Origin of the sequence: Paraperlucidibaca wandonensis (genome assembly GCF_042677145.1) — a bacterium.
Lineage (GTDB): Bacteria > Pseudomonadota > Gammaproteobacteria > Pseudomonadales > Moraxellaceae > Perlucidibaca > Perlucidibaca wandonensis.
In genome coordinates this window covers 1,440,435-1,466,544 of record NZ_JBHTIT010000001.1, presented here as the reverse complement: position 1 = coordinate 1,466,544, position 26,110 = coordinate 1,440,435, and the positions used below count along the sequence as shown (strand labels likewise).

At 52.3% G+C, this 26,110-nt stretch carries 24 protein-coding genes, 2 tRNA genes and 1 pseudogene; 15 read left to right on the top strand and 12 right to left on the bottom strand.

Annotation, left to right across the window (positions count from 1 at the left end):
- Positions 1–6 precede the first annotated feature (6 nt).
- A complete protein-coding gene (locus ACFQ0F_RS06860; RefSeq protein ID WP_379070510.1) occupies positions 7–450 on the bottom strand; it encodes a pilin in 444 nt (147 codons plus the stop codon).
- Positions 451–651: 201 nt separating this feature from the next.
- Here ACFQ0F_RS06860 and ACFQ0F_RS06855 point away from each other — a divergent pair.
- The 3 genes from ACFQ0F_RS06855 (at position 652) to ACFQ0F_RS06845 (ending at position 2,185) form a co-directional block, all read left to right on the top strand.
- Positions 652–727, top strand: a tRNA-Thr gene (locus ACFQ0F_RS06855).
- Between the two features lie 104 nt (positions 728–831).
- A complete protein-coding gene (locus ACFQ0F_RS06850; RefSeq protein WP_379070507.1) occupies positions 832–1,887 on the top strand; it encodes an integrase in 1,056 nt (351 codons plus the stop codon).
- A 22-nt stretch (positions 1,888–1,909) separates the two neighbouring features.
- Positions 1,910–2,185, top strand: coding sequence for a hypothetical protein (locus ACFQ0F_RS06845; protein WP_379070504.1), 276 nt, complete (start codon positions 1,910–1,912; stop codon positions 2,183–2,185).
- Between the two features lie 3 nt (positions 2,186–2,188).
- Here ACFQ0F_RS06845 and ACFQ0F_RS06840 read toward each other — a convergent pair whose 3' ends face one another.
- A complete protein-coding gene (locus ACFQ0F_RS06840; protein WP_379070501.1) occupies positions 2,189–2,422 on the bottom strand; it encodes a helix-turn-helix domain-containing protein in 234 nt (77 codons plus the stop codon).
- Positions 2,423–2,779: 357 nt separating this feature from the next.
- Here ACFQ0F_RS06840 and ACFQ0F_RS06835 point away from each other — a divergent pair, with 357 nt between their 5' ends.
- The 3 genes from ACFQ0F_RS06835 to upx all read left to right on the top strand — a co-directional run bounded on the left by ACFQ0F_RS06835 (position 2,780) and on the right by upx (position 7,802).
- Entirely contained in the window at positions 2,780–3,040 is a 261-nt protein-coding gene (locus ACFQ0F_RS06835) for a hypothetical protein (RefSeq protein WP_379070498.1), read from the top strand.
- Between the two features lie 518 nt (positions 3,041–3,558).
- A complete protein-coding gene (locus ACFQ0F_RS06830; RefSeq protein WP_379070495.1) occupies positions 3,559–3,768 on the top strand; it encodes a hypothetical protein in 210 nt (69 codons plus the stop codon).
- 221 nt (positions 3,769–3,989) lie between these two features.
- Positions 3,990–7,802 (top strand): anti-phage protein Upx, encoded by a 3,813-nt coding sequence (upx, locus tag ACFQ0F_RS06825; protein WP_379070492.1) that lies wholly within the window; start codon positions 3,990–3,992, stop codon positions 7,800–7,802.
- Between the two features lie 29 nt (positions 7,803–7,831).
- Here upx and ACFQ0F_RS06820 read toward each other — a convergent pair whose 3' ends face one another.
- From ACFQ0F_RS06820 to ACFQ0F_RS06805, 4 genes are all read right to left on the bottom strand, one after another.
- Positions 7,832–8,437 (bottom strand): hypothetical protein, encoded by a 606-nt coding sequence (locus ACFQ0F_RS06820; RefSeq protein WP_379070489.1) that lies wholly within the window; start codon positions 8,435–8,437, stop codon positions 7,832–7,834.
- A 110-nt stretch (positions 8,438–8,547) separates the two neighbouring features.
- Positions 8,548–9,381, bottom strand: a complete 834-nt coding sequence (locus ACFQ0F_RS06815) for a hypothetical protein (RefSeq protein WP_379070486.1) — start codon at positions 9,379–9,381, stop codon at positions 8,548–8,550.
- Entirely contained in the window at positions 9,378–10,991 is a 1,614-nt protein-coding gene (locus ACFQ0F_RS06810) for a hypothetical protein (RefSeq protein ID WP_379070483.1), read from the bottom strand. Before ACFQ0F_RS06810 ends, ACFQ0F_RS06815 begins: the two co-directional genes overlap by 4 nt.
- A gap of 4 nt (positions 10,992–10,995) precedes the next feature.
- Complete coding sequence (locus tag ACFQ0F_RS06805) at positions 10,996–11,310, bottom strand: hypothetical protein (RefSeq protein ID WP_379070481.1); 315 nt, start codon at positions 11,308–11,310, stop codon at positions 10,996–10,998.
- A gap of 352 nt (positions 11,311–11,662) precedes the next feature.
- On the opposite strand from ACFQ0F_RS06805, the pseudogene ACFQ0F_RS06800 reads away from it, so the two are divergent.
- The 3 genes and pseudogenes from ACFQ0F_RS06800 to ACFQ0F_RS06790 all read left to right on the top strand — a co-directional run.
- Positions 11,663–11,950 (top strand): annotated as a pseudogene (locus ACFQ0F_RS06800) (hypothetical protein); the annotation flags it as partial.
- 171 nt (positions 11,951–12,121) lie between these two features.
- Entirely contained in the window at positions 12,122–13,237 is a 1,116-nt protein-coding gene (locus tag ACFQ0F_RS06795; RefSeq protein WP_379070478.1) for a hypothetical protein, read from the top strand.
- Positions 13,238–13,511: 274 nt separating this feature from the next.
- Entirely contained in the window at positions 13,512–14,012 is a 501-nt protein-coding gene (locus ACFQ0F_RS06790) for an ion transporter (RefSeq protein ID WP_379072129.1), read from the top strand.
- Between the two features lie 436 nt (positions 14,013–14,448).
- Here the strand turns inward: ACFQ0F_RS06790 and nhaR are convergent, their stop codons facing one another.
- The gene (gene nhaR / locus ACFQ0F_RS06785; protein WP_379070475.1) at positions 14,449–15,360 is read right to left on the bottom strand and encodes a transcriptional activator NhaR; all 912 of its coding nucleotides are present in this window, start codon (positions 15,358–15,360) and stop codon (positions 14,449–14,451) included.
- Between the two features lie 212 nt (positions 15,361–15,572).
- Between nhaR and ACFQ0F_RS06780 the strand changes: the two genes are divergently transcribed.
- Together ACFQ0F_RS06780 and ACFQ0F_RS06775 are read left to right on the top strand one after the other, a co-directional pair.
- A complete protein-coding gene (locus ACFQ0F_RS06780) occupies positions 15,573–16,523 on the top strand; it encodes a sodium-dependent bicarbonate transport family permease (protein WP_340674862.1) in 951 nt (316 codons plus the stop codon).
- A 5-nt stretch (positions 16,524–16,528) separates the two neighbouring features.
- The gene (locus tag ACFQ0F_RS06775) at positions 16,529–16,831 is read left to right on the top strand and encodes a P-II family nitrogen regulator (RefSeq protein WP_340674863.1); all 303 of its coding nucleotides are present in this window, start codon (positions 16,529–16,531) and stop codon (positions 16,829–16,831) included.
- A 171-nt stretch (positions 16,832–17,002) separates the two neighbouring features.
- Here the strand turns inward: ACFQ0F_RS06775 and ACFQ0F_RS06770 are convergent, their stop codons facing one another.
- The 3 genes from ACFQ0F_RS06770 to ACFQ0F_RS06760 form a co-directional block, all read right to left on the bottom strand.
- Positions 17,003–19,870 carry a valine--tRNA ligase gene (locus ACFQ0F_RS06770; protein WP_379070470.1) on the bottom strand — a complete coding sequence of 956 codons (2,868 nt, stop codon included), beginning with the start codon at positions 19,868–19,870 and terminating at the stop codon, positions 17,003–17,005.
- Positions 19,871–19,968: 98 nt separating this feature from the next.
- Positions 19,969–20,400, bottom strand: coding sequence for a DNA polymerase III subunit chi (locus tag ACFQ0F_RS06765; RefSeq protein ID WP_379070467.1), 432 nt, complete (start codon positions 20,398–20,400; stop codon positions 19,969–19,971).
- Positions 20,401–20,403: 3 nt separating this feature from the next.
- Complete coding sequence (locus ACFQ0F_RS06760) at positions 20,404–21,897, bottom strand: leucyl aminopeptidase (protein ID WP_379070464.1); 1,494 nt, start codon at positions 21,895–21,897, stop codon at positions 20,404–20,406.
- A gap of 177 nt (positions 21,898–22,074) precedes the next feature.
- On the opposite strand from ACFQ0F_RS06760, the gene lptF reads away from it, so the two are divergent.
- From lptF to ACFQ0F_RS06740, 4 genes are read left to right on the top strand one after another with little or no spacing between them, the layout of a single operon-like run.
- Complete coding sequence (lptF, locus tag ACFQ0F_RS06755; RefSeq protein ID WP_340674867.1) at positions 22,075–23,172, top strand: LPS export ABC transporter permease LptF; 1,098 nt, start codon at positions 22,075–22,077, stop codon at positions 23,170–23,172.
- Positions 23,169–24,233: an LPS export ABC transporter permease LptG gene (gene lptG, locus ACFQ0F_RS06750; protein WP_340674868.1), complete on the top strand. Its 1,065-nt coding sequence runs from the start codon at positions 23,169–23,171 to the stop codon at positions 24,231–24,233. The genes lptF and lptG overlap by 4 nt, the downstream gene beginning before the upstream one ends.
- Positions 24,233–24,901, top strand: coding sequence for a PP2C family protein-serine/threonine phosphatase (locus ACFQ0F_RS06745; protein WP_379070459.1), 669 nt, complete (start codon positions 24,233–24,235; stop codon positions 24,899–24,901). The genes lptG and ACFQ0F_RS06745 overlap by 1 nt, the downstream gene beginning before the upstream one ends.
- Positions 24,888–25,232: a hypothetical protein gene (locus tag ACFQ0F_RS06740; protein ID WP_379070456.1), complete on the top strand. Its 345-nt coding sequence runs from the start codon at positions 24,888–24,890 to the stop codon at positions 25,230–25,232. The genes ACFQ0F_RS06745 and ACFQ0F_RS06740 overlap by 14 nt, the downstream gene beginning before the upstream one ends.
- A 14-nt stretch (positions 25,233–25,246) precedes the next feature.
- Here ACFQ0F_RS06740 and ACFQ0F_RS06735 read toward each other — a convergent pair whose 3' ends face one another.
- Positions 25,247–25,909: an RDD family protein gene (locus tag ACFQ0F_RS06735; protein ID WP_340674871.1), complete on the bottom strand. Its 663-nt coding sequence runs from the start codon at positions 25,907–25,909 to the stop codon at positions 25,247–25,249.
- A gap of 71 nt (positions 25,910–25,980) precedes the next feature.
- Positions 25,981–26,067: transfer RNA gene (locus tag ACFQ0F_RS06730), tRNA-Leu, on the bottom strand.
- Positions 26,068–26,110: the final 43 nt, after the last annotated feature.

Sequence of the window (26,110 nt, the reverse complement as noted above, 5' to 3'; positions counted from 1 at the left end):
TACTGCCTACACGCCGGTGCGCTGGCGAGTGCAAGCATCTATCGCGCCATTGGCCACATTGGCTAATGTCCAGTTCAGCATGTCGTTGGCCAGTGTGCCGGTGAGTGTCACCATGCAATCACCAGCTTTAGCATTGCCTGTTACGGTGGCGACTATCGTGTCGGTGCCACTGCTAGCTAAAGTTAGCGCTCCTGTGCTGTGCTGCGGAGCTGGTAGTGCAGTTAGACCAATTTTTGCTGCGGTGTCGCAAGCGGTGGCCTGTCCGCCTTCTTGCTGTAAACATTCAGCAACTGCGAGCTTAAAAGGCTCAACCTGGGTGAGATTCACTGACCATCGCGCCCGAGTTAAGTAGTCTTGGTATTGCGGCACTGCTACCGCCGACAACACCGCGATAATGGCGACAACAATCATCAGCTCAATTAAGCTAAAACCGCGCGATGAGATACGCATAAGGTGGCCTCCTTGCCATGCGCCCGGGGTGGGCGTGTCCTGTGCTTAAAAAGCATAGACACGACAAAGCTAGCTCGCTAGGGCGAGGCCAATATATTTTTTCAGCGCTTGGCAGAGGCATTGAATTGAGCATTCGCGGCGATATGATTTCGCGGCTTGTCAGCGCCAGTGGGCACCGTTAAAATCTCCATCCCGCCTTAAGCCGGTGTAGCTCAGTTGGTAGAGCAGCGCATTCGTAATGCGAAGGTCGTAGGTTCGACTCCTATCTCCGGCACCAATAAAATCAGCAGCTTAGCGTTAATAAAGCGCCGTCTGTCGTTCAGTTATCGATTTATTGTCCAATTTCTGTCCAAATATACTTCTGGAAGATGAGGATACGTCATGGCGTCATTTCGTAAGCGAGGAGACCTGCAATGGCAGGCTCGTATCGCTCGTAAGGGATATCCCGCGCAAGTCAAAACATTCAATACCAAGAGTGAAGCGGAGGCATGGGCGCGTGATATTGAGCGCGACATGGATCGGGGTGGTTTCATTAGCCGCGTTGAAGCCGAGTCGACCACGCTGAAGGCTTGCATTGATCGCTACACGCGTGAAGTTAGCGCTCAAAAACGGGGATACCAGAAGGAAATCTATCTGGCGAATATCTGGAGTGCCTTGCCACTAGCTAGTCGCTTTATGTCCTCTATTCGTAGTTCCGATATAGCCAGCTTACGTGATGACTGGTTGAAAACACTGAAGCCGGCGACGGTATTACGTCGTATAGCTTTCATCTCGCATGTTTTTACGATTGCTCGCAAAGAGTGGCGTATGGAGAGCATTACCAATCCTGTTGCGCTAATCCGAAAGCCGCAGCCGAACAATGCTAGATCGCGCAGGCTAGACGATCATGCGCTTCAATCGACCAAGGGTATTGGTGCAAATGAGCTGGATACTGTTATTGCGGCCTCACAGTCAGATCTCTTGCCTACGATTGTTGTCCTAGCTATTGAAACGGCAATGCGTCGAGGTGAGATTGCAGATATGCAGTGGGAGCATGTAGATCTAAAGCGTCGCTTTGTACATTTGCCCGAGACTAAGAACGGTAGCTCACGCGATGTTCCTCTATCACCCAAAGCAATCACGGTACTAGAGAGGCTTCAGCAATCTAGCGGCCCAGTTTTTAATCTTAGGTCGGATGCCATCACGAGAGCGTTTGATCGTGCGCGTCAGCGAGCGCGAAAGCTGTACGAAGTCAGATGTGAAGAGCAGGGTATTGAGTCGGATAAACGATTTTTGATGGACTTACGCTTTCATGACTTGCGGCATGAGGCGACCTCTAGGTTGGCGAGCATTTTTCCATTGCATGAGTTGACCAAGATTACTGGGCACAAAGATCCACGCATGCTTATGCGGTACTACCACCCAAGGGCTGAGGATTTAGCACTGAAGTTGAAGTAGATAGCCAAGGAGAGGTAGGCAAATGCTTGAGAAATTCAGCTCGTGGTACTTCGGTCCGGAAATGAAAGAGAAAGATAAGTGGCCTTATCTGCACTTCATTTTTGTCACTCACTTAGCCGCACTATTGGCAATTTTCGGCCCTGTGCGCGGCCTTGGCCCTGCTATGTGGACGGCAGCCATGCTGATTGACTTTTATATGCATATTGAGAGGGTTGATGGGCGTTATCCACTGTCTATGCTGGGTGGGCTGTGTATTTTGATATGCACAGCCATAATTTTGCTGACTCTGGGTATGTAATGGTTAGCTTTTGTGTGACTTTTCGAGGTACGCGTAGCACTTCTCTAAAAGTACGAGTGGATGCACGTCAAGTACCGAGCAGATATCTTCGATCTTCTCTAGTGTCGGTGACTTCAGGCCGCGCTCTAACATGCTCAGATAAGTTCGGCTGCTGACTATAGCGAAGTCTTCCTGAGTTAGACCTTTCTCGATACGTATCTCTTTTAGAGCCAAGCCAAAAGCTTGTTTCAGATCCATTGTACCGTCCCCTCAAAGAGAACGATAAGGCCCTATTGAACACTATGGGGCTACAAACTATAGTGTTCGTAGCGGCGCTTTGCCGAGCCCTGCAGCTTTAGGATGGAGGTGAGATATGAGTGGCGTAATACTTTTTATTCTTTGCGTTGCGCTAGTGGTTTGCTATCTCAAGAAAAGGCAAGTTGATATGACGCTGGGAGCTAAAAGTAAACGCTGGAAGGTTGAATGGTGTGGCGTAGATAGGATCCGAGAAGATCGATCCGGTTTAAGTTTAAGCTTACTTTCGATGGATAGTCATGATGACTGATGATTCGATTAATGACTAAAAATAGCGTGATCATTTAAGGATGAAGTTCAGTGAAAAAACTATTGATGGGATTATTGGTGGGACTAACCGTAACTTTTGCTTCGGCAGATGAGGTGAGACCAGTGAAGCGTATTCCATTTGATACTCAGCAGCCGGTTGTCGTTAATGCAGGTCCGTTGCCTGGAATGGTGGTAGTTTCAACTGTCTTAAAATCAGCAGAAACAGGTGGGGTCATTGGTGAGTGCCAAACACTGGTCTATGGCTACAATCAATACGATAAAGTTCATGGCTTTTCATGTTTTAAAAAATAAAGCTTGAGCTGAAGGTTCGTGCTGTGAATCAGTGTGGGTAAACCCGTAGGGAGTTATCCACACGGTTTTCGCAGAAAAGATTCATAGTAATGGGATTTGTCTTTACGGATTTATTCAGGCCAACCTTCCTAGGCATTATTCTCTTAAATATTTCCACTAGAGCTTTGCTGGCGACAGTTTATTAGTGGAACACTATTTCTTCTTCCAAGTGTAAGAATATCAATGTAGATGAGCTCTTATTATCTGACGTCGGCCAGAGACTCCGCGAGCAGGGGACTACATTTCTATCCAGCGCTCGAATTAAAGTGGTATAGATAGTTTCATCGTTAAGCGTACTTGGTGGAGTCTTGAATTAAATGAAGCCGCGAAAACCGGAGCGTCCACAGAAGTCTGGGTTGAGTGCGAGTTTGCGCTTTCCCTTTTCTCAAGTGAAAACTACAAGCGAGCATACGAGAGTTATAAGGCCAGCAAAGGGAAACTTAAAGAGTTCGATGAATTAATGTACTGAGGCTAGCGCAATGACATTTGATGAATATAACGCTTACATAACGTCGATGACGCAGGAGCTACAAACAATTGCCGAGAGAACTCTTAATCAAGCTCTTCTGGGTATTGCAGACGCATCGAATCCGATGTTTATTGAGCTAATGCAACGGCATGCACACCTGACAAAGCTATCCTCTGAAATCACTGAAAAGATGGTGGCAATGATGAATTTCGAAAGTTAATTGTGAGCCCGTTTCATCTACCAATTTCAACGCCTTGGCTCAACCCCGCATTCAAGCTGATCTCCGCAAAAAGCCGCGCAGGCCGCTTACTTTTACGTTGGCTGTCTGTTCTTGCCCGATTTCGGCCAAGAACAGACGCTTGAGCTTTTTAATTGCCCCAGTCACGTTATTACCGTCCTTCGTAGACTCAGGCTAGCACAACCCCTTACTTGGAGCCGCACGTGAACGAGCCTCTCTCTTCGCCGAGTTTGGACACCCTCCTTGAGGCAATGCACGAGAAGGCCGCTTGGGTAGACCTCAAGCACTCTCTCAGTGATGTTGCGCAGGATAACGCAGAGCTTGTCTCCGAACTCGCCAGCTTCGAACGGGATAGCACAGTGGCTTTGCTCGCCAGCCTTCTCACCCTCCCTGTACACCAGTCCGAGTGCTTGCGATTTGAGCTCCTCGCTGCCCTTGCCCTCATTTACTGTAAAGGCCAGCAGGTTGCCATGGTCGACGATGCACAGCGCTGGCATGCAGCCATCGGCGCGTCGAACAGTGTCAGTGGGGAGGACCCGCCAGAAGATGTGTTCGTCTCCCTCGTTGGGAATGCTAGGGGCGATTACCGCGTGTTGGAAGGAGTGTGGGAGGCTGCAGGATTTTATACACAGCTGATTGTCGACATTGTCTTTGATATGCCTGATGCTGGCCACTATCGCCCGCTCAGACGAGCCGTACAGGCGCTTCTTCGCCTCTCGGACGTTGTCTGTGCCCGCTCTGGTCTCCACCGTTTCGAGCCCGGTGTTGAAAACGCCCCCGACTCGCTTGATACCGGCGGTCTTGATGCGGGCGTGCTCCGCTCACGTGTCATGTTGACTAATGGCATGCTACGGGCGGCGGATGTTGCGGTCGCAGACCTTGCTCCCTTCATTCTCAATCACGAACAGATCCCCTCGCTCGGCAGCCAGTTGCCCGGGGCGGGAATGCTAGAGCAGCGGCCGCTGTTACGCATACGGGACGGCCTTGTCGTTGTGTTGCCTACGGCCCTTTCTATCGCTCTTCGCCATGCGGTGATGGCCTTCGCCATGCGGACAGGGGAGCTGAGTAACCTCGACAAGGCACTGGCCAATTCCCATGCGCGTACCTTTTTCGAAACTCCGGTCTTCGGCAGCGGCGAGCGGTTGATGTTGTCCTGGGGGCAGCATAAGACGACCCGGTTGGCGACCGTCGTCTCCTCGGTTGATGTGGGCCACTTTATGATGCTCCAATTCGTTTTGCCCTCCATGCAGCAGTATCCAGATACAGGTTTTAGCGGCATGGTTCGGCTTGATGAGGAGACCTCGCACTTCCTCGACGTCGGCGTTACAAAGAGCGCCATTGAAATTGCCGACCAGCCCGGCTTTCAGCGCGGCATTGTCGTGCGCGTCGGTTGTGGCTGGGGTGCGGGCTTTGCCGGCACGGCACCAAAATTGCCTGAAGGATGGCAGTTCGAGTGGATGTCTTGCGCGGATTTTGTCCGTATAGGGTCGCTAGTTGAGATGTCCCCGCTTGCCTTCTGGCGTGTGCAGGATGCGAAAGAAACAATTGCGCGAGCCGGTGTGCAACTCATCAACGTCAATGGCATGCTCAATCTTCTCGGCTGGGTACGTGCCAATGACGGCCACATGGTTCCCCACGACCAGTTGATGGAGGGGCGCATTTCGCCCGAGCACCCGCTGATGCTGATGATTCCATTGAATATGCTCCGTGATGTGCGCATGGCAGCGGATGTAGGGTTTGACCGGCACCGTACCAAGGACAACAGTGGCAAATGGCACCGGGTGATGCGGTCGTCAGCGGAGGATTTCTTCCCGACCGAACGCGAACGAAAATGCTACGTCTCCATCGATGAGCTTGAGGCCAAACGTCTGACCTGTGTGTATGAGGGACAGAGCAATCTCTGGGTGACGATTGAAGCACCCGACATGAAAGATCGCGGACTCATCATTGAGCTTGCCAGAATGGTACGGACATGGATTGGACGGGTTAGCGAGGCACTGGAAACTTTTGGTGAACGGACAACCAGAAAATCAGTAAAGGTCTATCTGCATTTTGCAGGTAGCGACGATATTGGCCGATTCGAGAATGAGGAGATTCCCCTCGATCTGAATACATTCTGGCGACTGGAGCGTGTGCGTGAACAGGGAGCGCTTCGAGTGGTGTTCAAGGACGGGTACCTTGCCGGCTTTCGTGTGCCGTACAACCGTGCAGAGCGAGCTCTTGTACGTGCACTTGGCACCGCGTTTGCCACCCTTCTTCGGATCGATGCGCCATTCGAAAATGCGAACGCAGTCGAGCAGATGGCGGTTCCCAATGATACAGCGCGCAGCTTTCACCTCATGCAGACGTTTGACTTCAGCGACTATGTGCGCGACTCACTGACCCGAGAGCTTCTGACCGTCGAGCACGTCGAGTCGGGCGCTGCCCGGATTGAGCTTGGATGGCGTGCTGTTGCGGCCGATGCACCTGCACGTTACGAGGGCAAGAAGGCGGTGGGCAAGCTCCTCAACGGCGTGGTTGCTTTGCTTCTCAATGATATGCAGATCGAGCTTTCCCGCTTTGATCGCAAGAAGATCCTTATGCGCCTTCTCGAGAACTGTGAGCAAGCACGCGGCGGTGAGAGCCAATGGCATCGCACAGCCGCTGCCGTCCTTGGCCTGCATGCTGGGGAAGACGGTGTTGATGCGACGATTGCCAAGCAATTAGGACGTTATGCCGGTGCGGCACTGACCTCCCGACTAGTCACCGAAATGGCCCTCTGCACGTGCCCCACAAACGGAGGGACTGAGGCCTCTGACATGGCGCTCAGTCGGCTACTTGCACGTGCCTCACTGCTCTTTCGCATCGGAGGCATGTCAGATGCGGTGCGCTTCGGCGCACTGCCTGCTGTTGTCATTATCTCCCCACTAGGTGACCTGCTCTTCCGCGACGAGCTCGGGGAATTAGTGCTCGAACCACTGTTATCGAAGGCTACCAATGAGCGATTCGAAGCGCATGCGGCACGATTCGAGCGGCACTATACAAAGACTGATGAGTTAGAAGACGTGGCCGACGACGATCGTACTGACGATGCCAAGGTCGATTACAAACTCGAGACCTTCCTTGCATTTTGGAAGGAGGAAATGAGCTTTTCGGTTGAAGACGGCCTTTGCTTCGTCAAAGCACTTGAGTCGGTCGGCATGGAGCAACACGCTGCGATTTTCGAGATGAAATGGAGTGATCTAAAGGCTGCTGGCAAGTCGGCGGGATTAGATAGTGAGGTCGTTGATGCATTCCTCCACCAGTTCGTGCTGAGTACACGCCCGAAGTGGGAAGAGGTGCCAAGCGGATTTGAACTTTCCGAAATCTATCCTTGGCGGTTTGGTCGCCGCCTGTCAGTTGCTGCTCGCCCGATGTTGCAGATAGACGAAAGCGATGATCCGTTGGTGATCGTAGCGCCAGGGCTCCTACACACGTCGCTGAAGTACGTCTTCGAAGGAGCGCATACAGGGAGGCTCAAACGGGAGTTTTTCCGCACGGAAGGGATGAGAGACGAGTGGCTGGGGGAAGCTCGGGAAGGACTCTCGTTCGAAAAGACCTTAGAAAGAGATCTCCGCGAGGCAGGATGGACTGTTCGGCATGGCATCGGCTTTCCGGAAATTTTGCGGAGAAACCTAACAACAGATCCTGGCGATATCGATCTGCTAGCTTGGCGCTCAGACCGCAATCAGGTTCTCATAGTCGAATGCAAGGATCTTTCACTTGCCCGGAACTACTCGGAAGTCGCCGCCCAACTCTCTGAGTACCAAGGCGATGAGATAAAAGGCAAACCAGACAAACTCAAAAAGCATCTGAAGCGTGTAGCGCTCGCACGGGAGAACCTCGGAGACATGGCTCGGTTCACCTCCGTAACAAATCCTGAGCTTGTGTCCTGGCTTGTTTTCAGTGGTGCATCCCCAGTCACTTATGCGCAGTCGCAGATCGCTGCACTGGAAGGTACCCATGTCGGGCGACCAAACGACCTTCTTGAGTTCTGATGGAAGGTATCCAGCACGTCGCCGCTTCATTAGGTGCTAAATATTGTTTTGGCCATCAAGTGTGGCGGTACAGTGGAGCGAGGGGCTCCTTGTGCGGCATAAGTGCCTTTTAGCGTGACAAGCGTCTTCCTGCACTCCGCAATATCTTTCTCCAGCCTTACTTTTGTTTTCTTCTGGGCCTCAATACTTTCTTGGCGAAGTCTAAGGCCGGCCATGGCTGCTTGTAGCCCTTCAGCCGCGAGCTGCTGAGCTTCACGCAGCGTCAGCAGTTGTTGTTTCAGATTAGCACTCTCAGCGGAAAGATCTTTGTGGATCGCTTGCTCCGTCTTTATCAGCATGGCTATTTGGGTTAGTCGAAGTTGTCGTCGTTTTATCAGAAGCCATAAGCAAAATATCAATGCTGTTGCCAGCAGAGTGCCGGATACCATGCCATCTGCATTTCGCAGTATGTAGGTGTAGTACTTAAACTTGGCGGGGTCAGGTTGTGTCGTTGAGCTAGAGGTTGTCATTCCTCCTAAGCGACGAGCAATGCTGCATGTAAGCGTTGCAGTGCAGGCTGCATCAAAAGCTGCCTCTTCTTGAGTTTTTCTGAGATATTTAATCTCGGCCTCGTTTGCTGCTGCAAGCTTGAGCATGGAGGCTTGTCCTGCGACGTATCCCCGCTGAAAAGCTAAGTCTGTCTGAGTATCACAGCCACTTAGAATGAGGACTGCGAGCATTAGTGTCATATACCCGAAGCTAGTTTTCATGCTGCACCTTCCGCACGCTTTTTTCTGCCATGCGTAAGCGAGTAGGGGTGAAGCGGAGCATTGATGGCTGGCTCATGAATGAAGCTGATACACCGTATCAATTCTGGTGCAGGGCGTGTGGCATCAAGAGAGACCCATTTGTTGGCGATGTTGTCCTTGCGCCAGCGGATGATGCCGTCTGGTGATGTCAGTGTTGCTCGGTAGCGTTCGACCAGTCCGCGGATCTGTGTGACGACGATGACTTGTTGGACTTCGTTGGCTTGTAGTTGCCGCAGCAGTCCCCACAAAAATAAGTCGAGCCGGCGGCTGGTTTTCTCCGTTCGTTCGACCTCGATGCTCAGTCGGTTGCCATGTGCGTCAATGCAGAGGCAGTCTGAGATTTTCTCATAGCTATTAGCATTGGCCCTCAACAGTCGATCCGGCAGCGGACTGTGGATCTTGCCTTGGGCTTGGGCGCGAGCAATGAACCATTGGAGTGAGACCTCGTGCCGTACCTTGCGATGATCGATGGTACTCGGGCGAGTGTCGTAGTGGGCAGGCAGATAGTCATCCAGCTCAGCGGCTACGCTGCAGCCATCCAGGGTCAGCATCCACAAATTCGCGCCTTGCAGTTCATCACTTTCGACACGGCGCAGTAGGCCGGCTTTCTCAAGGCGAGCCGTTAGATTGCGCGCTACGGCGGCACTGGAGGCCAGCAGTTCGGCGGTGACTTGATTAGTCGAATAATGCCATCGCCACAGCCAACTGATGACCGTGGCATTCTTCTCAAGCCCACGCAGAAAGGGACTGGCGGTTGAGCTTCGAGGATTGCGAACGGAAGAGGTCATCATGCGCTCCTCCGTGCTTTGGTGAGTGCGCCGTCAGTGCGAAGAGCGCACTGGTTTAAGCGCTGAGATGCGCAGAGCAGATGCTCACCATAAAGATGGTGATTTGAAAAGCTGGGTTTGGTGCCAAGCCCTAGTCGCCATGCGCCTTTCCGCTGGACGCGTAACCGGTCTTGCTCGGGCTGAACGCCCTTCGCCGAACCCTGGGGCGTCGTCGTCTCGCAGCGCGCGACCATCCAGATTGGATGCTGCGCTGGCGCGCCGACTTGGCCGTTAGCCTTCGCCCTTCGGGTTTCTGCCTTCGCAGAAATCGGCATAGCCACACTTGCCCCTGCGGGGGACAGGCTGGACGCCTGACCATCAATCTGGATGGTCGCGCGCTTCGCTCCGACGCCGGGGCTTTGCCCCCGACTCACGCTGGGGCGTGGTCGGCCCCCCCGCGATTCGTGCTTGGCACACTCATCGTCTATCGGCCTGTTGGCCTCAGACCCACTTACGTGGGCCCCCTTCGGCCCAAAGGGTTGGGCCTGCGCGCTTTGGGCTTGCCGGCGGGCTACGATTATTAATTGATTAATAACGATTAGCCGCCAATCTGGCTTGTCCTCAAGCCAGTCATTACAAGCGCTAGAGGATGCCTTCGTGTCACTTGGGCTATGTCCTCGCACGGGGCTTGTAATGTGCGCGCACGGTGAACGATATGTCTGTGCGCGGAGAAAATATGTTTGCGCACGGTGGCTCGGCACCGGCTCTAGCACTCTATTCTTGCTCTTTTTTCGCGCGCGCCCTTTGCCAAAATCATGCTTGATATGCACTTTTTCATCGATAGCATATTCGAATGACTTGCCATGCTTTATGGCTGCGCAATGTACTGCGGCAAGTGCTTTTTTTAACTCTTGCTTGAAACCCGCCATGTGGCGATTGGTGCTGCCACTTAGGGAATGGATGGTGTCAATTTTATAAGGGAGGGGGTTAGCGTGAGTGGAATAAAAAGCGTGTAACCACTGCGCTAAAGGGTGGCCTGAAAGTTCAAACCTGATGTTTAGATCAATCGCTGTCCATTCATTACGACCAAAAAGCGATCGCAATTCAGAGTTGAGCTGGATCTCAAAACGTTTGCTATCTGGATTCCTAACACAGGAATCTATTAATGATCCCTCATAGATTGGTGAGCCAGCAGAAACCTGAAGTGTGGCATTCGTTAGGCGAGAAAGTCGGCGAGCTAAGAGTGCATGGTTTCGCCCATCATCGCCTCGTTTCAACATACTTAGCATGGCTGCTGCTGGAATTTTGCATGTTTGAGAATCGATACTTTTAAAGTGCTCAAACACGGCAAGCCAGACATCTAAGTCGGCTTGCTCGAGCTTAGCTCCCTTACAGATGATGTGGTGCTTTCCTAAGGCGCACACAGGTGTGCTTTCCTTTAGATTGGTTTTGCTTCTAGCTGATGTGCTAAATAATGATGAGCGGAGGAGCGCGTTCGGTGCGCTACCAACCATTTTTGGAAGCCATAGTTTGGGGGCCTGAATCGACCCCGTTGCTTTAATGCGCGTCTGGCTAGACTGCAAGCCACGCGCAGTCATCTCGGCTAGCCGCTCAAGTAGATTGGTATCGGCCATGATGTCAGTACTCAATATTTAATGGAGGTACTGCATCTTGCTTAGCCATCAGCATGGCTTTTAATTTGGTTGGGCGCCCACGTCGAGTATTTTTCTGGTTAATTAGGAGATGAACGTTTTCGATATAGTTAGCAACATCGCAGATGCTGAAGGTTCGTCTGCCTTCTTCTAAAGTGGAAGGGATCGGATACTTGTCATCGCTAAGTTTATTGCGGATGGTTTGCTCTGCGTGGCTTGTGGCTTTTGATACGTGTTCAACATGCATTAATGCTGGGAAGCCTGCTTTTAGCATAGCGCAGGCAAGTGGGGACAGGTACATATTGGTCTCGCACTCCAGCCGTGGCTGGATGTTTTATCAGGTGGAATTGGACCGCAAATGCGGCCGTATCATTCATCCGATCCCCTGAAGCCCGAGGATAGGTAGATAGCATTCGCCACCTGAAAAAATCACCCACCTAAAGCCAGCTAACATTCGTCGACTGGATAACATCGGCTACCTAAAGGCGGGGGCTTAGCAGTGATTTAACTACTGCTGACCATGAATAATTGTTATCCATATTTAACGGATCTGGCAATAGTGAGTTGTATACCTAGATCTACCGAAATTAAATATTTTCTAAGGAATGTTGTGGCAGCAACATGGCATTGCCACCGGCTGCTTTAAAATAGGTCTATTTCGTCTGCGCCTGCAGTGCTATCGGATGCAGAAAAGCATGGGGCTCCACGGAAGCTGCTGGGACAATGTGCCAATGGAGCGATTGTTTAGAAGCTAAAGGCAGAGTGGGTGTCGAGTGTTGGTTAACTGACTCGGCGAAAAGAGATGCACGATGTGACTTGCTAACTTGATGGAGTGGTATAAGTGTAGACCACTCCAGTTTAATGATGGCTTGGCACCAGCAGTAGCGGCCGAAAACTTAAAACGATGCCCGAGATTAGTTGATCACTACAAGCCTTGCTAGGAAGCAAAAGCTGTATTGCAATCGGCAGAGTAGAGTTAGAATGCGTGTGTTTTAGGGGCGTTTGCAAACGTAACTGAGTCAATCAGGGCGGCGCAAGCTAAGATGTAATATATGCCATTCTGATTAATGAAGTTAACTTATAAATAATTAATAATAAAAGGTGTGAGTATTATGTATAAGGGTCTTGAAGTTAAGCGCGGGATTCTTTTGAGCCTATGTTTTGCGGTGGTTTTGCTTGGCTCTGGCTGCGCTGCATATCCAATTAAAAATAATAATCTATTGAGCGCGCCTTTAGTATTTAAGTATCAACTTATTCAGGACTCGAGCTCAAGTAAAGAAAAAATAATTGCGGACGCAAGATTATTGCTGGTAAAAGAGGGGTATATATTCGATTCTCTAGCTGAATCCGCATATTCAAAATATGCGCCAAGAAAATATGAGTCAGTGATTGCAGATATAAATTCATATGGCTCTAACTTGATCGCAAAAAAAGTAAGGCTTGCTTTGTCAAGTAAAGAGTCATACACGTCAAATTTACCTTTGCCGAAATTTGATAAAGATTCGACAAGGCTGATTATGGATAGTGGTAATTATGAGTATGAAATCACTCTGTTTGACCCGAAGTATCGCAAGCCGCTGAAATATCCGGATCTGACTTATACGGCAAAAATAGATTCTAAAGTAAAAGGGATCTTACTGAATCGCAATGGATATATTGAAGGAAGAATCGACTCGGTTTCAACCGTTACGAATGTGGATGTTTTGTATAAGGGTCGTAATCCATCGAGTGCGTCAATGAAATTTTTTGATTTTGACTTGAATGGATTTAATCGTAAGCTTAATGCTCTTGTTAGTGAAATAAGCGATCTTAAAGTTAATGTTAAGGATAAAATTCATCAAGGGTTTATTAATGAGGCGTCGAGTAGGTATAGGAAGTCCAACTCTATCGCCATTCCATTAATTGAGAAGAAATTCAATGTGAATTTTGAGACAGCAAAGGCTAGGATTCAGCGAAATCTAGGTGGATACAAATACGATGAGCAAAAGTCTACTTTTACTTTTGGTGAGAGTAATGAGTTTGCATTTCTGTGGTTTAGCAAAATAATTTGTGAAAGAAACGTAGTGATATCACTCTTCCCAGATAGAAATGATACGGTAATAACTATCGGCGGGAATTATACTTCCGTGGTAGATAATTATGGAGGAGCAGGCCGCTATGGCGAAGAGTTTGTTAATAAAAAAACTAATGATCTAATAGCTGAACTCACTGCTCTGTTAAGCAATTAGTGCCCATTTAACGTGATAGCTACCCGAGCCTTAAGGATCGGGTAGCTATCACGGCTTTATGTTTGATCTAGTGTCAGGCGTTGGCGATTCCGCTGCATTATTTTCGAAAGCCTTGCCTAAGTTGCGGCTGTTTTAGGGTGGAATACTGTCTAGAAAACAAGCTCTGCACCATTATTCACTCCTAGTATTCGGCCTTTTCATATCCAATCTTCTTCGTTATGGGGTTGGACCCTAAAGCATTAGGAGAAATTCTACTTCTGAATCCGATTAATTTCTGGGGGGATTACCAAATCGATGGTCATTTGTAACGAGCTTCTTTGGAGTCATAGATTTAGTGGCAATTTTGCCATTCTACTTAACTACTGGATTGGATTTAAGGGTCGTTAGAGCGTTTCGCTTATTGCGCCTCTTCCGAATTCTCAAGCTTGCACGATATAGTAAGGCGATGAACAGATTTAGTGTGGCGTTAAGCCTCGCGAAAGAGGAGCTTGTCCTTTTTCTTGCTATGTCAGCTGTTGTTCTATATTTATCCGCTGTAGGTATTTACTACTTCGAAAACACCGCTCAGCCTGAGGCATTTAAGTCGGTATTTCATAGCCTTTGGTGGTCTGTAACTACATTAACAACGGTTGGGTACGGAGATATGTATCCCGTAACAGCGGGCGGGAAAGCTTTTACTTTCATAGTATTGTTAGTGGGGCTGGGTTTAGTTTCGGTTCCAGCTGGACTAATAGCATCAGCCCTCTCGAAGGCTAGAGAGCTGGAGTCAGATTGAGTTGACCCTTCGTGAAATAATTTTCATCTCATCAGGTCTACTGTACTCGCAATCATAAGCCTTACCTATAAGCACTCTAATACAGAGATTGTCCAAATTTTGTCCAAGTACATCCAGGTTTTTGCGGTATATTGGCAAATACTTGGATGTACTTTGATGTACTGAAACTTTACTGTGGTGTTGATTTCTATGGAAATATTTGTAATTTCCCTATTTAAATCATCAGGTTGCAGCGTGCCTTTTGGCCATTCGTAATGCGAAGGTCGTAGGTTCGACTCCTATCTCCGGCACCATCTTGATAGTGCAAAAAAGTATCTTAGCTAAATCAGTGTGAAGCAGTGAAGTGCAGTAAAAGACACATTTTTGCGATGCAGCGGTGACAAGAAATACGCTTCAAACCAATGTGAGTCTAGGCTCATTAAGCTACTGCGCTGGGCTAGCGGATAGAGTCGCCTTCAATAAATAAAGATTGCTTCGCCGCCTCAGTAACCGCGACGACAGCCGGATGGGTCAGTCTGCGCTCAATAGAAATTGCGTAGTAACGCACCATGACCTCATGAGCGTAGCCGATGACCTCGACCCCATACTGTCCCCTAATTTCATCGCTCAGTATTGCCGGTGCAGGAAAAATGCCGGCACCGGCCTTGCCGAAGGCTTTCATCAGTGCACCGTCATCGAACTTACCGATGATATGTGGCCGGATCTGATGCTCGTTGAACCAGCGCGTCAGCGGTGCCTGCACTGCCGCTTTATCTCCCGGCAGTAAAAAAGGAGCACCATCTAGGGAGCGTGGAAACGTCGGCCGGTAGCGCTCGGCCAGTTCCGGCACGCCATAAAAAGCGATGGTGCATCGCCCCAGGGTGTGGTTGTAGCCCTTTACTCCCAACTCAGAAGGCAGTGGCCGATCAGCGATCACCAAGTCGAGTTGGTGGATGGCCAGCTCTGCGAACAGGCGCTCTAATTTATCCTCGTAGCATATGAGGCGCACAGGTTCAGCCAGTGCCAGTGCTGGCGCTAACAACTGATAAGCGAGCGATTTGGGCACCGCGTCGGCAACCCCCACCCGAAATGACTGCTCTCCGCTGCCGGCACCATGGCGTAACGATTGCTCGAGCTCGTTGCCTATCTGGAAAATCTCATCGGCATGGGACAGTGCCAGCTTTCCCGCAGATGTTAGCTCAAGACGCCTACCAATACGGCGGAACAGATCCGTGCCTAATGAACGCTCAAGCTCGGCGAGCTGGCCACTAATCGTCTGGGGAGTGAGATGCAGTCGCTCTGCGGCACGCGTGATGCTTCCGGCCTTGGTGATGTTCCAAAAGTAGTAAAGCTGTTTGTAGTTGAGCATGGGCAGTGCAACTCGCTATCAGTCTGTGACGAACTAATCACAAAGAATAATCTGATTTTCTTGATGCAAAAGCAAATCTAGGATTGCTCCCATATACTCCTGCATTGGAGTTAAAGGAGAATGGAATGCAGATGGAGATTCAGACCCGCGATATCACGTTGACCGATGGCTATCCCGGTATCCCCATCGAAAACACCAAATAGAGAACAGCAATGAATGTAATCGATCCTATTATCCTGTTTTTCCTGCTGGGTCTCGTCGCTGGCCTGCTGCGCTCAGAACTGCGTCTTCCGGCCGCTATTTACGAGTTTGTGAGCATTCTGCTGCTGCTCGCCATCGGTCTCAAGGGCGGCGTCGAGCTTGCCAAACAGCCGTTTGCTGACTTGCTGCCAGATATGCTGGCTGTGGTGGCAATGGGGTTTTTCCTGACACTACTCGCCTTTCCCGTGCTGCGCTTCGTGGGCCGCTTTAAGCGAGCAGATGCGGCTTCAATCGCCGCGCATTACGGCTCGGTGAGCGTTGGCACCTACGCCGTCGCAGTCGCTTACTTTGGCTCTCGTCAGATTACCTTCGAAGAGCACATGCCTCTGCTTCTGGTGATGCTGGAGATCCCCGCCATTTTGGTCGGCATCGTTCTGGCCCGCGGTGTGTCACGGCAGACACGCTGGAGTGAGGTCGCCCATGAAGTGTTTCTGGGCAAAGGCATCGTGTTGTTGGTCGGCGGCCTGCTCATCGGCTGGGCCGCTGGATCTGACGGATTGGCTTCGATCAAGCCTTTGTTCTTTGATCTCTTCAAGGGCATTCTGGCCCTGTTCCTGCTGGAGATGGGGTTGCTGACTGCGACACAGATGGGCGGTCTACGCAGGTACGGGCTATTCTTGGTTGTCTTTGGCGTTGGCATGCCCCTGTGTTCTTCGCTTGTGGGCATCGGCCTAGGGTTGGCACTGGGCTTGTCTGTCGGTGGCACGGCCATGCTTGCCACGCTGGCTGCCAGTGCTTCATACATCGCAGTGCCCGCCGCCATGCGCATATCGGTGCCCGAGGCCAACCCCACTTTGTCGCTGGGCGCTTCGCTGGGCGTCACATTCCCGTTCAATGTCTTGGTGGGCATCCCAATCTATTATGCGCTCGCCGTGTGGGCGCACACTTTCGTAGGAGGATGAAGCTAATGGAAGGACATACGCGCAAGCTGTTGACCATCGTCACCGAAGCAGCGGTCGAGGCTACTCTGCTCCGGGATATCGAGCGCTTAGGTGCCAACGGATACACCATCACCGACGCTCGTGGTAAAGGCGGTCGTGGTGTTCGCAATGCCGGTTGGGAAGCAAGCAGTAATATCCGCATTGAGGTGGTGTGCGACACCGATACAGCCGCAGTAATCGCCACTTACCTGCAGACGCATTACTACGACAATTACGCGATGATCTTGTTCGTGAGCGATATTGACGTGCTCCGGCCAGAAAAATTCTGAGCGAGAAGGATAAGGGTTGTCGTGGCAGTGGTAGGAAGGGAGCGAAAGCTAAACTGCTCGTAGAAGTAAACATCGCCCTCAGCTGCACCCGAAATGACGGAAAACCAGCGTGTAGTCCACGCCGGTTTTCCGTCTATTTTTTTGTGAGCGAATGGTCTGGTGCCGAGTTGATCAGCCCAGCGTCGCGATTTTCTCGCGTTGAGCCGCCAGTGAGGCTTGTGCGCGCTGGTTGTCGGTAATTTTTTCGCGCTCCTTGGCAACCACGTCGGCTGGCGCGCGCGCCACGAATGACTCGTTGGAGAGCTTGGCCTCGACGCGCGCCACCTCTTGACTGAGACGCGCAATCTCCTTGTCGAGGCGAGCCAATTCGGCACTAACATCAATCAGGCCAGCAAGCGGTACGCCTAGCGTCATCGTACCAACCAACGCCGTCGATACCGGCGGTAGCTCGGCTTCGTTGGCGATTACGGCAATGCTTTCAAGGCGACCGATAAAGCGCAGTAGTGCACCCTGGCGGTCGAGGCGGGCGATGTCGTCGGCAGCGGCATTACTGATTAGCAGCGGTAGCGGCTTACCTGGTGAAATGCCGAGCTCGCCGCGAATGTTGCGTAGGCCGGCAATGACCTGCTGAATCCACGCCACTTCGGCGGCAGCTTCGGCATCCACACGCGACAGATCAGGCTCCGGGAAGCGGGCCAGCATAAGGAACTCGCCACTGACATTGGCCAGCGGTTTCACGCGCTGCCAAATCTCTTCGGTAATGAAGGGCATTAACGGATGCGTAATGCGCAAGATGGTTTCGAGCACGCGCACCAAGGTGCGGCGGGTGGCTCGTTGCTCTTCGGCGCTGGCTGTAGTGCCCTCTGCCAGTACCGGCTTGGTCAGCTCTAAATACCAATCGCAGTATTCGTTCCAGACAAAGTCATAGATGGTCTGCGCAACGTGGTCGAAACGATATTCCTGCATTGAGGCGATGACGGCGGCTTCGGTTTCTTGCAGGCGCGAGATGATCCAGCGGTCGGCTAGCGAGTAGGTCAACGGCAGCGATTCATCTTGGCCGCAGTCTTTGCCTTCGGTGTGCGAGAGCACATAGCGCGTGGCATTCCAGAGCTTGTTGCAGAAGTTGCGATAGCCCTCGACACGGTTCATGTCGAACTTGATGTCGCGACCGGTCGAAGCCAGCGCGCAGTTAGTAAAGCGCAAGGCATCGGTACCAAAGGCGCGAATGCCTTCGGGGAATTCTTTGCGCGTGGACTTCTCGATTTTCTCGGCCATTTTCGGCTGCATGAGGCCGGTAGTGCGTTTCTCCACTAGCTCATCAAGGGTGATGCCATCGATGATGTCGAGCGGGTCGAGCACATTGCCCTTGGATTTCGACATTTTCTGGCCTTCGCCATCTCGCACCAAGCCGTGCACATACACAGTCTTGAACGGCACTTGCGGCGTGCCGTCGTCATTTTTCATGAAGTGCATGGTCATCATGATCATGCGTGCGACCCAGAAGAAAATGATGTCGAAGCCAGTGACCAGCACATTGGTCGGATGGAAAGTGGTCAAGTCTGGCGTTTTATCTGGCCAGCCTAGCGTGGAGAAAGTCCACAGCGCCGAGCTGAACCAGGTATCGAGCACATCATCATCTTGGCGCAAAGAAACATCGACGCCGAGCTTATGCTTGGCGCGCACTTCTGCTTCATCACGGCCAACATAGACGCGGCCAGTGTCGTCATACCAAGCAGGGATGCGATGACCCCACCAGAGCTGACGCGAAATGCACCAGTCTTGGATGTCGCGCATCCAGGAGTAATACATGTTTTGGTATTGCTCAGGCACGAACTTGATGCGTCCATCTTCAACCGCATCTAATGCCGGTTTGGCGAGCACAGAGGCCTTCACATACCACTGGTCAGTCAGCCATGGCTCAACGACAACATTGGAGCGGTCGCCGGTGGGCACTTTCAAATCGTGTGGTTTGATTTCGCCAAGCCAGCCCTCGGCTTCGGCTTGAATAACCACAGCCTTGCGTGCGGCAAAGCGGTCGAGGCCAGCGTAAGCGGCGGGGCAGACTTCAGGCGCTAATGGCGCAAAGGTGCTGCCGGCCATGATTTCGAAAGTCGCTAAAATCGCGGCGTCACGATCGAGCACATTGATCAATGGCAGGTCGTGGCGTTTGCCCACTTCATAGTCGTTGAAGTCGTGCGCTGGTGTGATTTTGACGCAGCCAGTGCCGAAGTCTTTATCGACATAGGTATCGGCCACGATAGGAATTAAGCGACCAGTAATTGGCAAACAAACCTGCTGGCCAATCAAATGCGTATAGCGTTCATCTTCAGGATGCACAGCCACGGCTGTGTCGCCGAGCATGGTCTCGGGGCGCGTGGTGGCAACGATCAAATAATCCGTACCCTCAACGCCTTGCAAACCGAGCGTCGAGCCCGCGATGGGATAGCGAAAGTGCCACATCGAGCCTTTCTTTTCTTCCGACAACACTTCCAAGTCGGAGATAGCCGTGTGCAGTTTCGGATCCCAGTTCACCAGGCGTTTGCCGCGATAAATCAGGCCATCTTCATGTAGGCGCACAAAGGCTTCTTGCACGGCTTTCGACAAGCCGGCATCCATGGTGAAGCGCTCGCGCGACCAATCTACCGATGAGCCAAGGCGGCGAATTTGACGGGTAATAGTGCCGCCGGATTGTTCTTTCCATTCCCAGACTTTTTCGAGGAATTTGTCACGGCCAAGGTCATGACGATTAATGCCCTGCGCCGCGAGTTGGCGCTCCACCACCATTTGCGTGGCGATGCCGGCGTGATCGGTGCCTGGCTGCCATAGCGTGTTGTGGCCGCGCATGCGGTGAAAACGCACGAGTGCATCCATGATGGCGTTGTTGAAACCGTGGCCCATATGCAGCGAGCCCGTCACGTTCGGCGGCGGGATCATGATGCTATAAGGCGTGCCTGTGCCAGATGGCTTAAAGCAGCCAGCGGCCTCCCAGCGTTCGCTCCAAGTGGCTTCAATATCGGCGGGGTTAAACGTGGGTTCCATAGATTTCTCGCAACGGCAAAACGAATGGTCAGCGGTGTGACCGAAAGGCGTGATTATACCTGCAGCAACGGCTTAGTGCGTGATGCTCAAGGCAGACACTAAACGGCTAATTCATGCGCATCGACTTTATAGCCTTGGCGCTTATAGGCTTTCCAATGCTCGCGAGCCTGTTCGCGCTCGGTGTCGGTGCCAGCCACTATCTCGATGACGCGATTAAAGCGCTCAAAGCCTGGCGCTAAATCAGCACCAAGATTGACCAAAATATCGCGGCATTCAGCTGGCGGCGCTTGCCATGTCACCCGTACCGGTGGCGGTGGCGTTGGGCCATCACCGACTAAATGATGCGGAATAAATGACTCGGCCTTGAATGTCCACAAGGCCTCATCGAGCGCTTCCGCCTCGGCTTTGGAGTCGGCAACAATCAACACTTGGCGCTTTTGTTTCAAGGCCTTTTCCGTCAAACGACAGACGGTGGTCGCCCGAGCGCTTAGAGGCGCTTCGGGCGGTAACACATAGAAAGTGATTTCCACAGCTTAGGCTGCTGCACGCGCGCGTAAAAACTCGAGCAGTAGCGGCACCGGGCGGCCAGTTGAGCCCTTTGCAGCGCCGCTAAGCCATGCGGTGCCCGCGATGTCTAAGTGCGCCCAGTCATAGGCCTTGGTGAAGCGAGCCAAATAGCAGGCGGCTGTGATCGAGCCAGCAGTAGGCCCACCAATGTTTGCGATGTCGGCAAATGGCGAGTCGAGTAATTCTTGGTAGTCATCCCAGACTGGCATGCGCCAGGCGCGATCATCAACGCGTTGGCCAGCAGCGAGCAGCTCATCGGCGAGTTCATCTTTGGGTGAGAACAAGCCGGTCGCGACTTTGCCCAAGGCCACCACGCAAGCGCCGGTGAGGGTAGCGATGTCGACTACGGCAGCAGGTTTAAAGCGTTCAACATAGGTCAGCGCGTCGCAGAGCACCAAGCGGCCTTCGGCGTCGGTGTTGAGAATTTCCACGGTTTGACCCGATAGCGTGGTGACAATGTCGCCGGGGCGTGTGGCGGTGCTAGAGGGCATGTTTTCCGCGCAGGCAATAACGCCGATGACATTGAGCTTGAGCTTGGCGAGCTTGATCGCGGCCATCACGCCTAAGACCGAAGCTGCTCCGCACATATCGTATTTCATCTCATCCATGCCGCTACCGGGTTTCAGGCTGATGCCGCCGGTATCGAAGGTGATGCCTTTGCCGACCAAGACCACCGGCGCATCTTTAGCCTTGCCGCCGGAGTAGGTCATGGTCACTAGCTGTGCTTCGTGAGCTGAGCCTGCCGACACCGACAGCAAGCAATGCATGCCCATTTTGCGTAGTTCGGCATCGCCTTTGACATCGACTTTCATGTTGCCATCATCACCGAGTGCCAAAGCCATTTCGGCAAGATAGCCGGGGTAGGCAACATTGGCTGGTTGGTTGCCTAAGTCGCGAGCAAAGTTCTGACCGGTACCGATGCATTGGCCCCAAACTAGCGCCTCTTTCGCAGCCTTCAGCTCAGCTTTATCGGCAATGGCCAAAGTGAGTTTTACTTTGGCTGCTTCTGTCGTTGGCTTCTTGGTTTTGTAGGCATCGAAACGGTAGCTGGCGGCCAGCGCAAAGCGAGTGTGGTCGCTAATGCGCTCATTCAGATCGCGGCCAGCAACGGGTAGTTCGCACAAGGTTGATGCCACTTTGCTCATTTTATTCGGCAGAGCTTTCATCGCGCTGGTGATGATTTTTTGCCATTGCTGCAAATTAATAGCTTCAGCATCGCCAGCACCAACGACCAATACTAAGCTCGCCTTCACGCCATTTAGACCATAGAGCGTTTGCGTTTGGCCGGGCTTGCCTTCAAAGCCAGCAGCATCGAGCGCGGCTTGCAGAGCGCCTGCACTTGCCTCGTTTAGTGCGGTGGCAGCAAGGCTTAAGCGCGTGCCTTGGGCGGCAATAACGAGTGCTGTGTGGGCAGCCTCGGCAAGATGATCGTGAGCAATAACGGCAACAGCCAAATCCATAAGAACCTCATTGTGGCGAATTCAGCGAATATCTACCCTTTAGATGATGCATTGAGGGCAGACACAGCCGAGTGGATGTCTGATAATCTGCGGCTAGTTTACTGCTCATCGGCCCTTTTGCCAGTGCCATCTCGCGCGCTGGCCGGCAATGACCCTCATTATTTATAGGATGCTGCTGTGATCATCCGGCGATACATCAATAAGCAAGTGCTAGGCACAACGATGGCGGTGGCGGGTTTGCTCACCGTTATCTTGATGAGCGGGCGCATCATTCAATTTTTTGAGCGCGCCGCCTCAGGCAAATTATCAGTCAATTTATTAGCAGCGGTGGTGTGGTATCGCCTGCCGAGTTTTCTTGAGCTGATTTTGCCATTAGGCCTTTTTATGGGGCTGCTACTCGCGCTTGGGCGCATGTATTTAGACAATGAAATGTCCGTCTTGTCGGCATCAGGCATTGGTCAACGGCATTTGATTCGTTGGCTATCGCCGGTGGTCATGCTGATCATTATTGCCACGGCCGTGATGTCGTTATGGCTAACATCACTGGGTTACGCGGCATCTGCCAAGCTTTACGCAGAGCAAGCCGAGCGCAGTACCTTTGACCTAATTCAGCCTGGCCGCTTTCAGCAACTCGGCGACCGTATGCTCTATGCCGATCTCAGCCCTGATCGCGAGCGCCTGCAAGATGTCATCATGTTGGAGGCGAAAAAAGACGCGAATGGCGTTGAGCGCCAAGTCATTATTCAAGCCAAATCGGGCCAGCGTGTTTACGATGAAGACTTAAAGGGCCAGGCCATCGAATTGAGTGAAGGTTCACGTTGGGATGTGCGGCCAGGCGATGGCGCTTATCAGCGTATGCAATTTGACAGCTATCGCCTGCGCTATAAACAAGCCGATGCGCCATTGGAAAAAGCCGATAGCCCACGCGCTATTTCAACGGCTGAGCTTTGGCAGCAGCGCTTCGATGACCCGAAAGCCGCCGCTGAAATAGGCTGGCGTTGGTCACTCATCGTGTTGGTGCCTATTATTTCTCTGCTGGCTTTGCCGCTGGCAAAAGTTAATCCACGCCAGGGCCGTTACCTGAAGTTGTTACCGGCAGTGGTGCTGTATTTGAGCTATGTCGTACTGCTAGTCGCCACGCGCAATGCCATTGAGAAGTCGCAACTGGGCGAAGCTGCTTATCTTGCGGTGCATGGCGTGTATCTAGTCTTGGCGCTGGTGCTGTTTCGCTTAGGCCGTCCGCGCCGTGTACCACATACGGCAGCCGCCACATGAAGCGTTTATCACGTCATGTAAGCGTTACCGTGTTGCTGGCCATGCTCATGGTGCAGGCGATGTTGCTCGGGTTAGATCTCGTGTTCTCGTTTATCGGCGAGCTCGACAATGTTCGCGGCGGATTTGGCGCTTGGCAGGCCTTCCAATACACGCTGTATATTTTGCCCAGCCACAGCTATGAAATTTTGCCGATGTCGGCATTGATTGGCGCTTTGGTCGGCCTCGGCACATTGGCCTCGAACTCCGAGCTGACCATTATGCGCGCTGCCGGTGTGAGCTTGGCGCGCATCGTGTGGTGGGTTGTTCGCGGCGCATTGGTCGTAATTTTGCTAGGCATGGCCTTGGGCGAATACGTGGTGCCGATTACCGAGCAGCGCGGCGACGCCTTGAAAGCAAGAGCTTTAGGCCAGGATTATCAGCCCGGTCGCATCACCGGTTATTGGCAGCGTGAAGGCAATGAGCTGATCAATATTCGTGTTGTCACCCCCGAAGGCGAGCTGCTTGGTGTTAGCCGTTACGCTTACAACGCCGATGGTCAGTTGCAGCAAGCTGTTTTCGCCGCACGCGGCGATTATCATGGCAGCCATTGGCAGCTGCACGATGTGAAAACCACCGAGTATTTGCCCGATGCTAGTGCGCAGGTAAGTACGCTAGCTAATTTAAATTGGCAGATTGATTTAACCCCAGAGTTTTTACGTGTCGCCGCCGCGCCACCGCAGCAATTAGGCTTGGTCGACTTGCACTCATTCTCGCAATACCTCAAACGCCAAGCGCTAGATTCAGGCACTTATGATCTGCAGTTTTGGAAAAAAATACTCAGCCCATTGGCGGTACTTTCCATGATGCTAATAGCCTGCTCATTTATTTTTGGCCCGCTACGCTCGGTGACCTTGGGCTTTCGAATTATCACTGGTGTCTTGATCGGCTTAAGCTTTCGCTATGTGCAAGAGGCCGCCGGCTTTGCCAGCCTGATCTATCACACACCACCATTATTGTCGGTGATTATTCCCATTGTATTGACCATGGCCCTTGGCGGCTTTGCGCTGTATCGAGCGCGCTGATGAGTTTACGTTGGCAGCAATGGGCGGTGACTGATATCGGTACCCGCCGCGCGCAAAACGAAGATGCCATTGTGCTGCGCGATGATGTTCAGTTATGGGCAGTGATTGATGGTCTTGGCGGTCAAGATACCGGCACTGTGGCCAGTGCAGCGCTAGCTCATGCGCTTGCGCACTTGAGCCTGTCGCCTCAGCTTGCAGATGCCTGCGATCAGCTCGACGATGTATTGCTTGCTGTGCATGAGCAAATTCACGCTTTTTCGCAAGCGCAGGAACCGACGCGATTGGTCGGCGCCACAGTTGGCGTGTTGCGCGCAACAGCAACGTGGAGCCTATTTATTTGGGTTGGCGATGTGCGCTTATATCGTCTGCGCGATGGTCAGTTTTCCTTGCTCAGCCAAGACCATATAGACGAGAGCGGCAATCTCACACGCCTCATTGGTACCGATGAACCCTTGCCAGATGCCGTGGTGTTACGCGCTCAAGCCGGTGATCGTTACTTGCTCTGCAGCGATGGCTTGCATGCGCAAGTGCCGGAAAATCGCTTACAGCATTGGCTAGCCCGAGACCCCGTTACAGCCGTGCGCGAGTTAGTCGCTGAGGCATTGGTTGCTGGCGGTCATGATAATGCCAGCATGGTATTACTAGAGGTCAGCAATGGCGACGATTGACCTAGACGACGTGAATTTTGCACTGCAAGAGCTGGTGCGCTTGCAGCTATCTGGCGAGCTTGCCGCTGAGGAGGCTTGGCGCGAGCGTCAGCAATTACTCGATGCGGTGGAAGCCAATTGGGATGATGTGCCCGAGCAGCTCGCGCAAACTAGCAGTGCCGCAGATGCTCCCACGGCAAGCGATTCTGATGATGAGCGCAGGCCATCAAGTGGGCAGCGCTTGCTCAGTTTTGTGTCGACGAAACTGTGGTCGCGTCTTCGCGAGCTAGGCTTGGTTTGGATCTTACTCGGCTTAACGCTAGCCACCTGCTTTTATGTGGCGTCGCTCTAAACCATAGCTAGGGGTTATTTGTCGCCAAAAAGCCCGAGAAAGCGGTAGGGCTTGCGGGTTTTTGGGCGCACTGGCACGCGCACGACTTCGGTATCACTCATGACATCGTGCAGGCAGCGGCCGTGGCTTAAACCAGTCAGTGGTAGCCAACCCCAAACATAATTCACCATGAAGCCGAGCAGTACGCTAAAGCCAAAGGCTTTGCCGTTGCCATCTTGCAATACCCAGGCGATTGCGCCGCAGGTCACTGGTAAAACGCAGGCAGATAAAAAGCGGCGTAGTGCGTCGCGCCAGCGCGGACGCTGACCATCGCGGCGAATAAGCTCTAGGCGCCAAGTTTGCATGCCTAAGGTTTGCCCGCTGCGTGTCCAGCAGTAACCATAAAAACCAAAGATGATGAGTACGCTGGCGGGGAATTGCAGGCCATAGCGGACTTCTGCCGAGAGTAGTTCAATTTCTTGCGCATGGGCCGATGTGCCGCTGGTGAAAATGCCGACCAAGATGACATTAAGTACGGCGAGTAGGGCGATAAGCAGCAGGGCATCATAAAGCAGGCAGATTAAACGCACACTGACGCCGGCACGCGGATATTCCAAAGCGCTAGGCGATTGTGTCTGAGTATTGCTTGGGGTTTTCTGGCGGCGTTTGCGCTGGAAGGGTGCAGATGAGCGACTCATTTTTAGATCCTGTCGTGGGGCGCTTAAAGCATAAGCAGACAAGGATCAAAGCATCGCGGAGCAAGGTCAAGTGGTGCCGAGGAAGGGAATCGAACCCTTACGATGTCTCCACCGGCGGATTTTGAGTCCGCTGCGTCTACCAGTTCCGCCACCTCGGCTTGAACTTGCTGCGTTGCGAGGCGCGATTATAGCGATGCATCA

Bases quoted from the DNA above. Each gene is read 5' to 3' on its own strand.
- ACFQ0F_RS06830 (WP_379070495.1), top strand. From the start codon at position 3,559: ATGACATTTGATGAATATAACGCTTACATAACGTCGATGACGCAGGAG.
- lptG (WP_340674868.1), top strand. From the start codon at position 23,169: ATGAAGCGTTTATCACGTCATGTAAGCGTTACCGTGTTGCTGGCCATG.
- nhaR (WP_379070475.1), bottom strand. From the start codon at position 15,360: ATGCTCAACTACAAACAGCTTTACTACTTTTGGAACATCACCAAGGCC.
- ACFQ0F_RS06860 (WP_379070510.1), bottom strand. From the start codon at position 450: ATGCGTATCTCATCGCGCGGTTTTAGCTTAATTGAGCTGATGATTGTT.
- ACFQ0F_RS06780 (WP_340674862.1), top strand. From the start codon at position 15,573: ATGAATGTAATCGATCCTATTATCCTGTTTTTCCTGCTGGGTCTCGTC.
- ACFQ0F_RS06775 (WP_340674863.1), top strand. From the start codon at position 16,529: ATGGAAGGACATACGCGCAAGCTGTTGACCATCGTCACCGAAGCAGCG.
- ACFQ0F_RS06840 (WP_379070501.1), bottom strand. From the start codon at position 2,422: ATGGATCTGAAACAAGCTTTTGGCTTGGCTCTAAAAGAGATACGTATC.
- ACFQ0F_RS06770 (WP_379070470.1), bottom strand. From the start codon at position 19,870: ATGGAACCCACGTTTAACCCCGCCGATATTGAAGCCACTTGGAGCGAA.
- ACFQ0F_RS06735 (WP_340674871.1), bottom strand. From the start codon at position 25,909: ATGAGTCGCTCATCTGCACCCTTCCAGCGCAAACGCCGCCAGAAAACC.
- ACFQ0F_RS06820 (WP_379070489.1), bottom strand. From the start codon at position 8,437: ATGCTCAAGCTTGCAGCAGCAAACGAGGCCGAGATTAAATATCTCAGA.
- ACFQ0F_RS06760 (WP_379070464.1), bottom strand. From the start codon at position 21,897: ATGGATTTGGCTGTTGCCGTTATTGCTCACGATCATCTTGCCGAGGCT.
- ACFQ0F_RS06740 (WP_379070456.1), top strand. From the start codon at position 24,888: ATGGCGACGATTGACCTAGACGACGTGAATTTTGCACTGCAAGAGCTG.
- ACFQ0F_RS06845 (WP_379070504.1), top strand. From the start codon at position 1,910: ATGCTTGAGAAATTCAGCTCGTGGTACTTCGGTCCGGAAATGAAAGAG.
- ACFQ0F_RS06795 (WP_379070478.1), top strand. From the start codon at position 12,122: ATGTATAAGGGTCTTGAAGTTAAGCGCGGGATTCTTTTGAGCCTATGT.
- ACFQ0F_RS06745 (WP_379070459.1), top strand. From the start codon at position 24,233: ATGAGTTTACGTTGGCAGCAATGGGCGGTGACTGATATCGGTACCCGC.
- ACFQ0F_RS06815 (WP_379070486.1), bottom strand. From the start codon at position 9,381: ATGATGACCTCTTCCGTTCGCAATCCTCGAAGCTCAACCGCCAGTCCC.
- ACFQ0F_RS06850 (WP_379070507.1), top strand. From the start codon at position 832: ATGGCGTCATTTCGTAAGCGAGGAGACCTGCAATGGCAGGCTCGTATC.
- ACFQ0F_RS06805 (WP_379070481.1), bottom strand. From the start codon at position 11,310: ATGTACCTGTCCCCACTTGCCTGCGCTATGCTAAAAGCAGGCTTCCCA.
- ACFQ0F_RS06810 (WP_379070483.1), bottom strand. From the start codon at position 10,991: ATGGCCGATACCAATCTACTTGAGCGGCTAGCCGAGATGACTGCGCGT.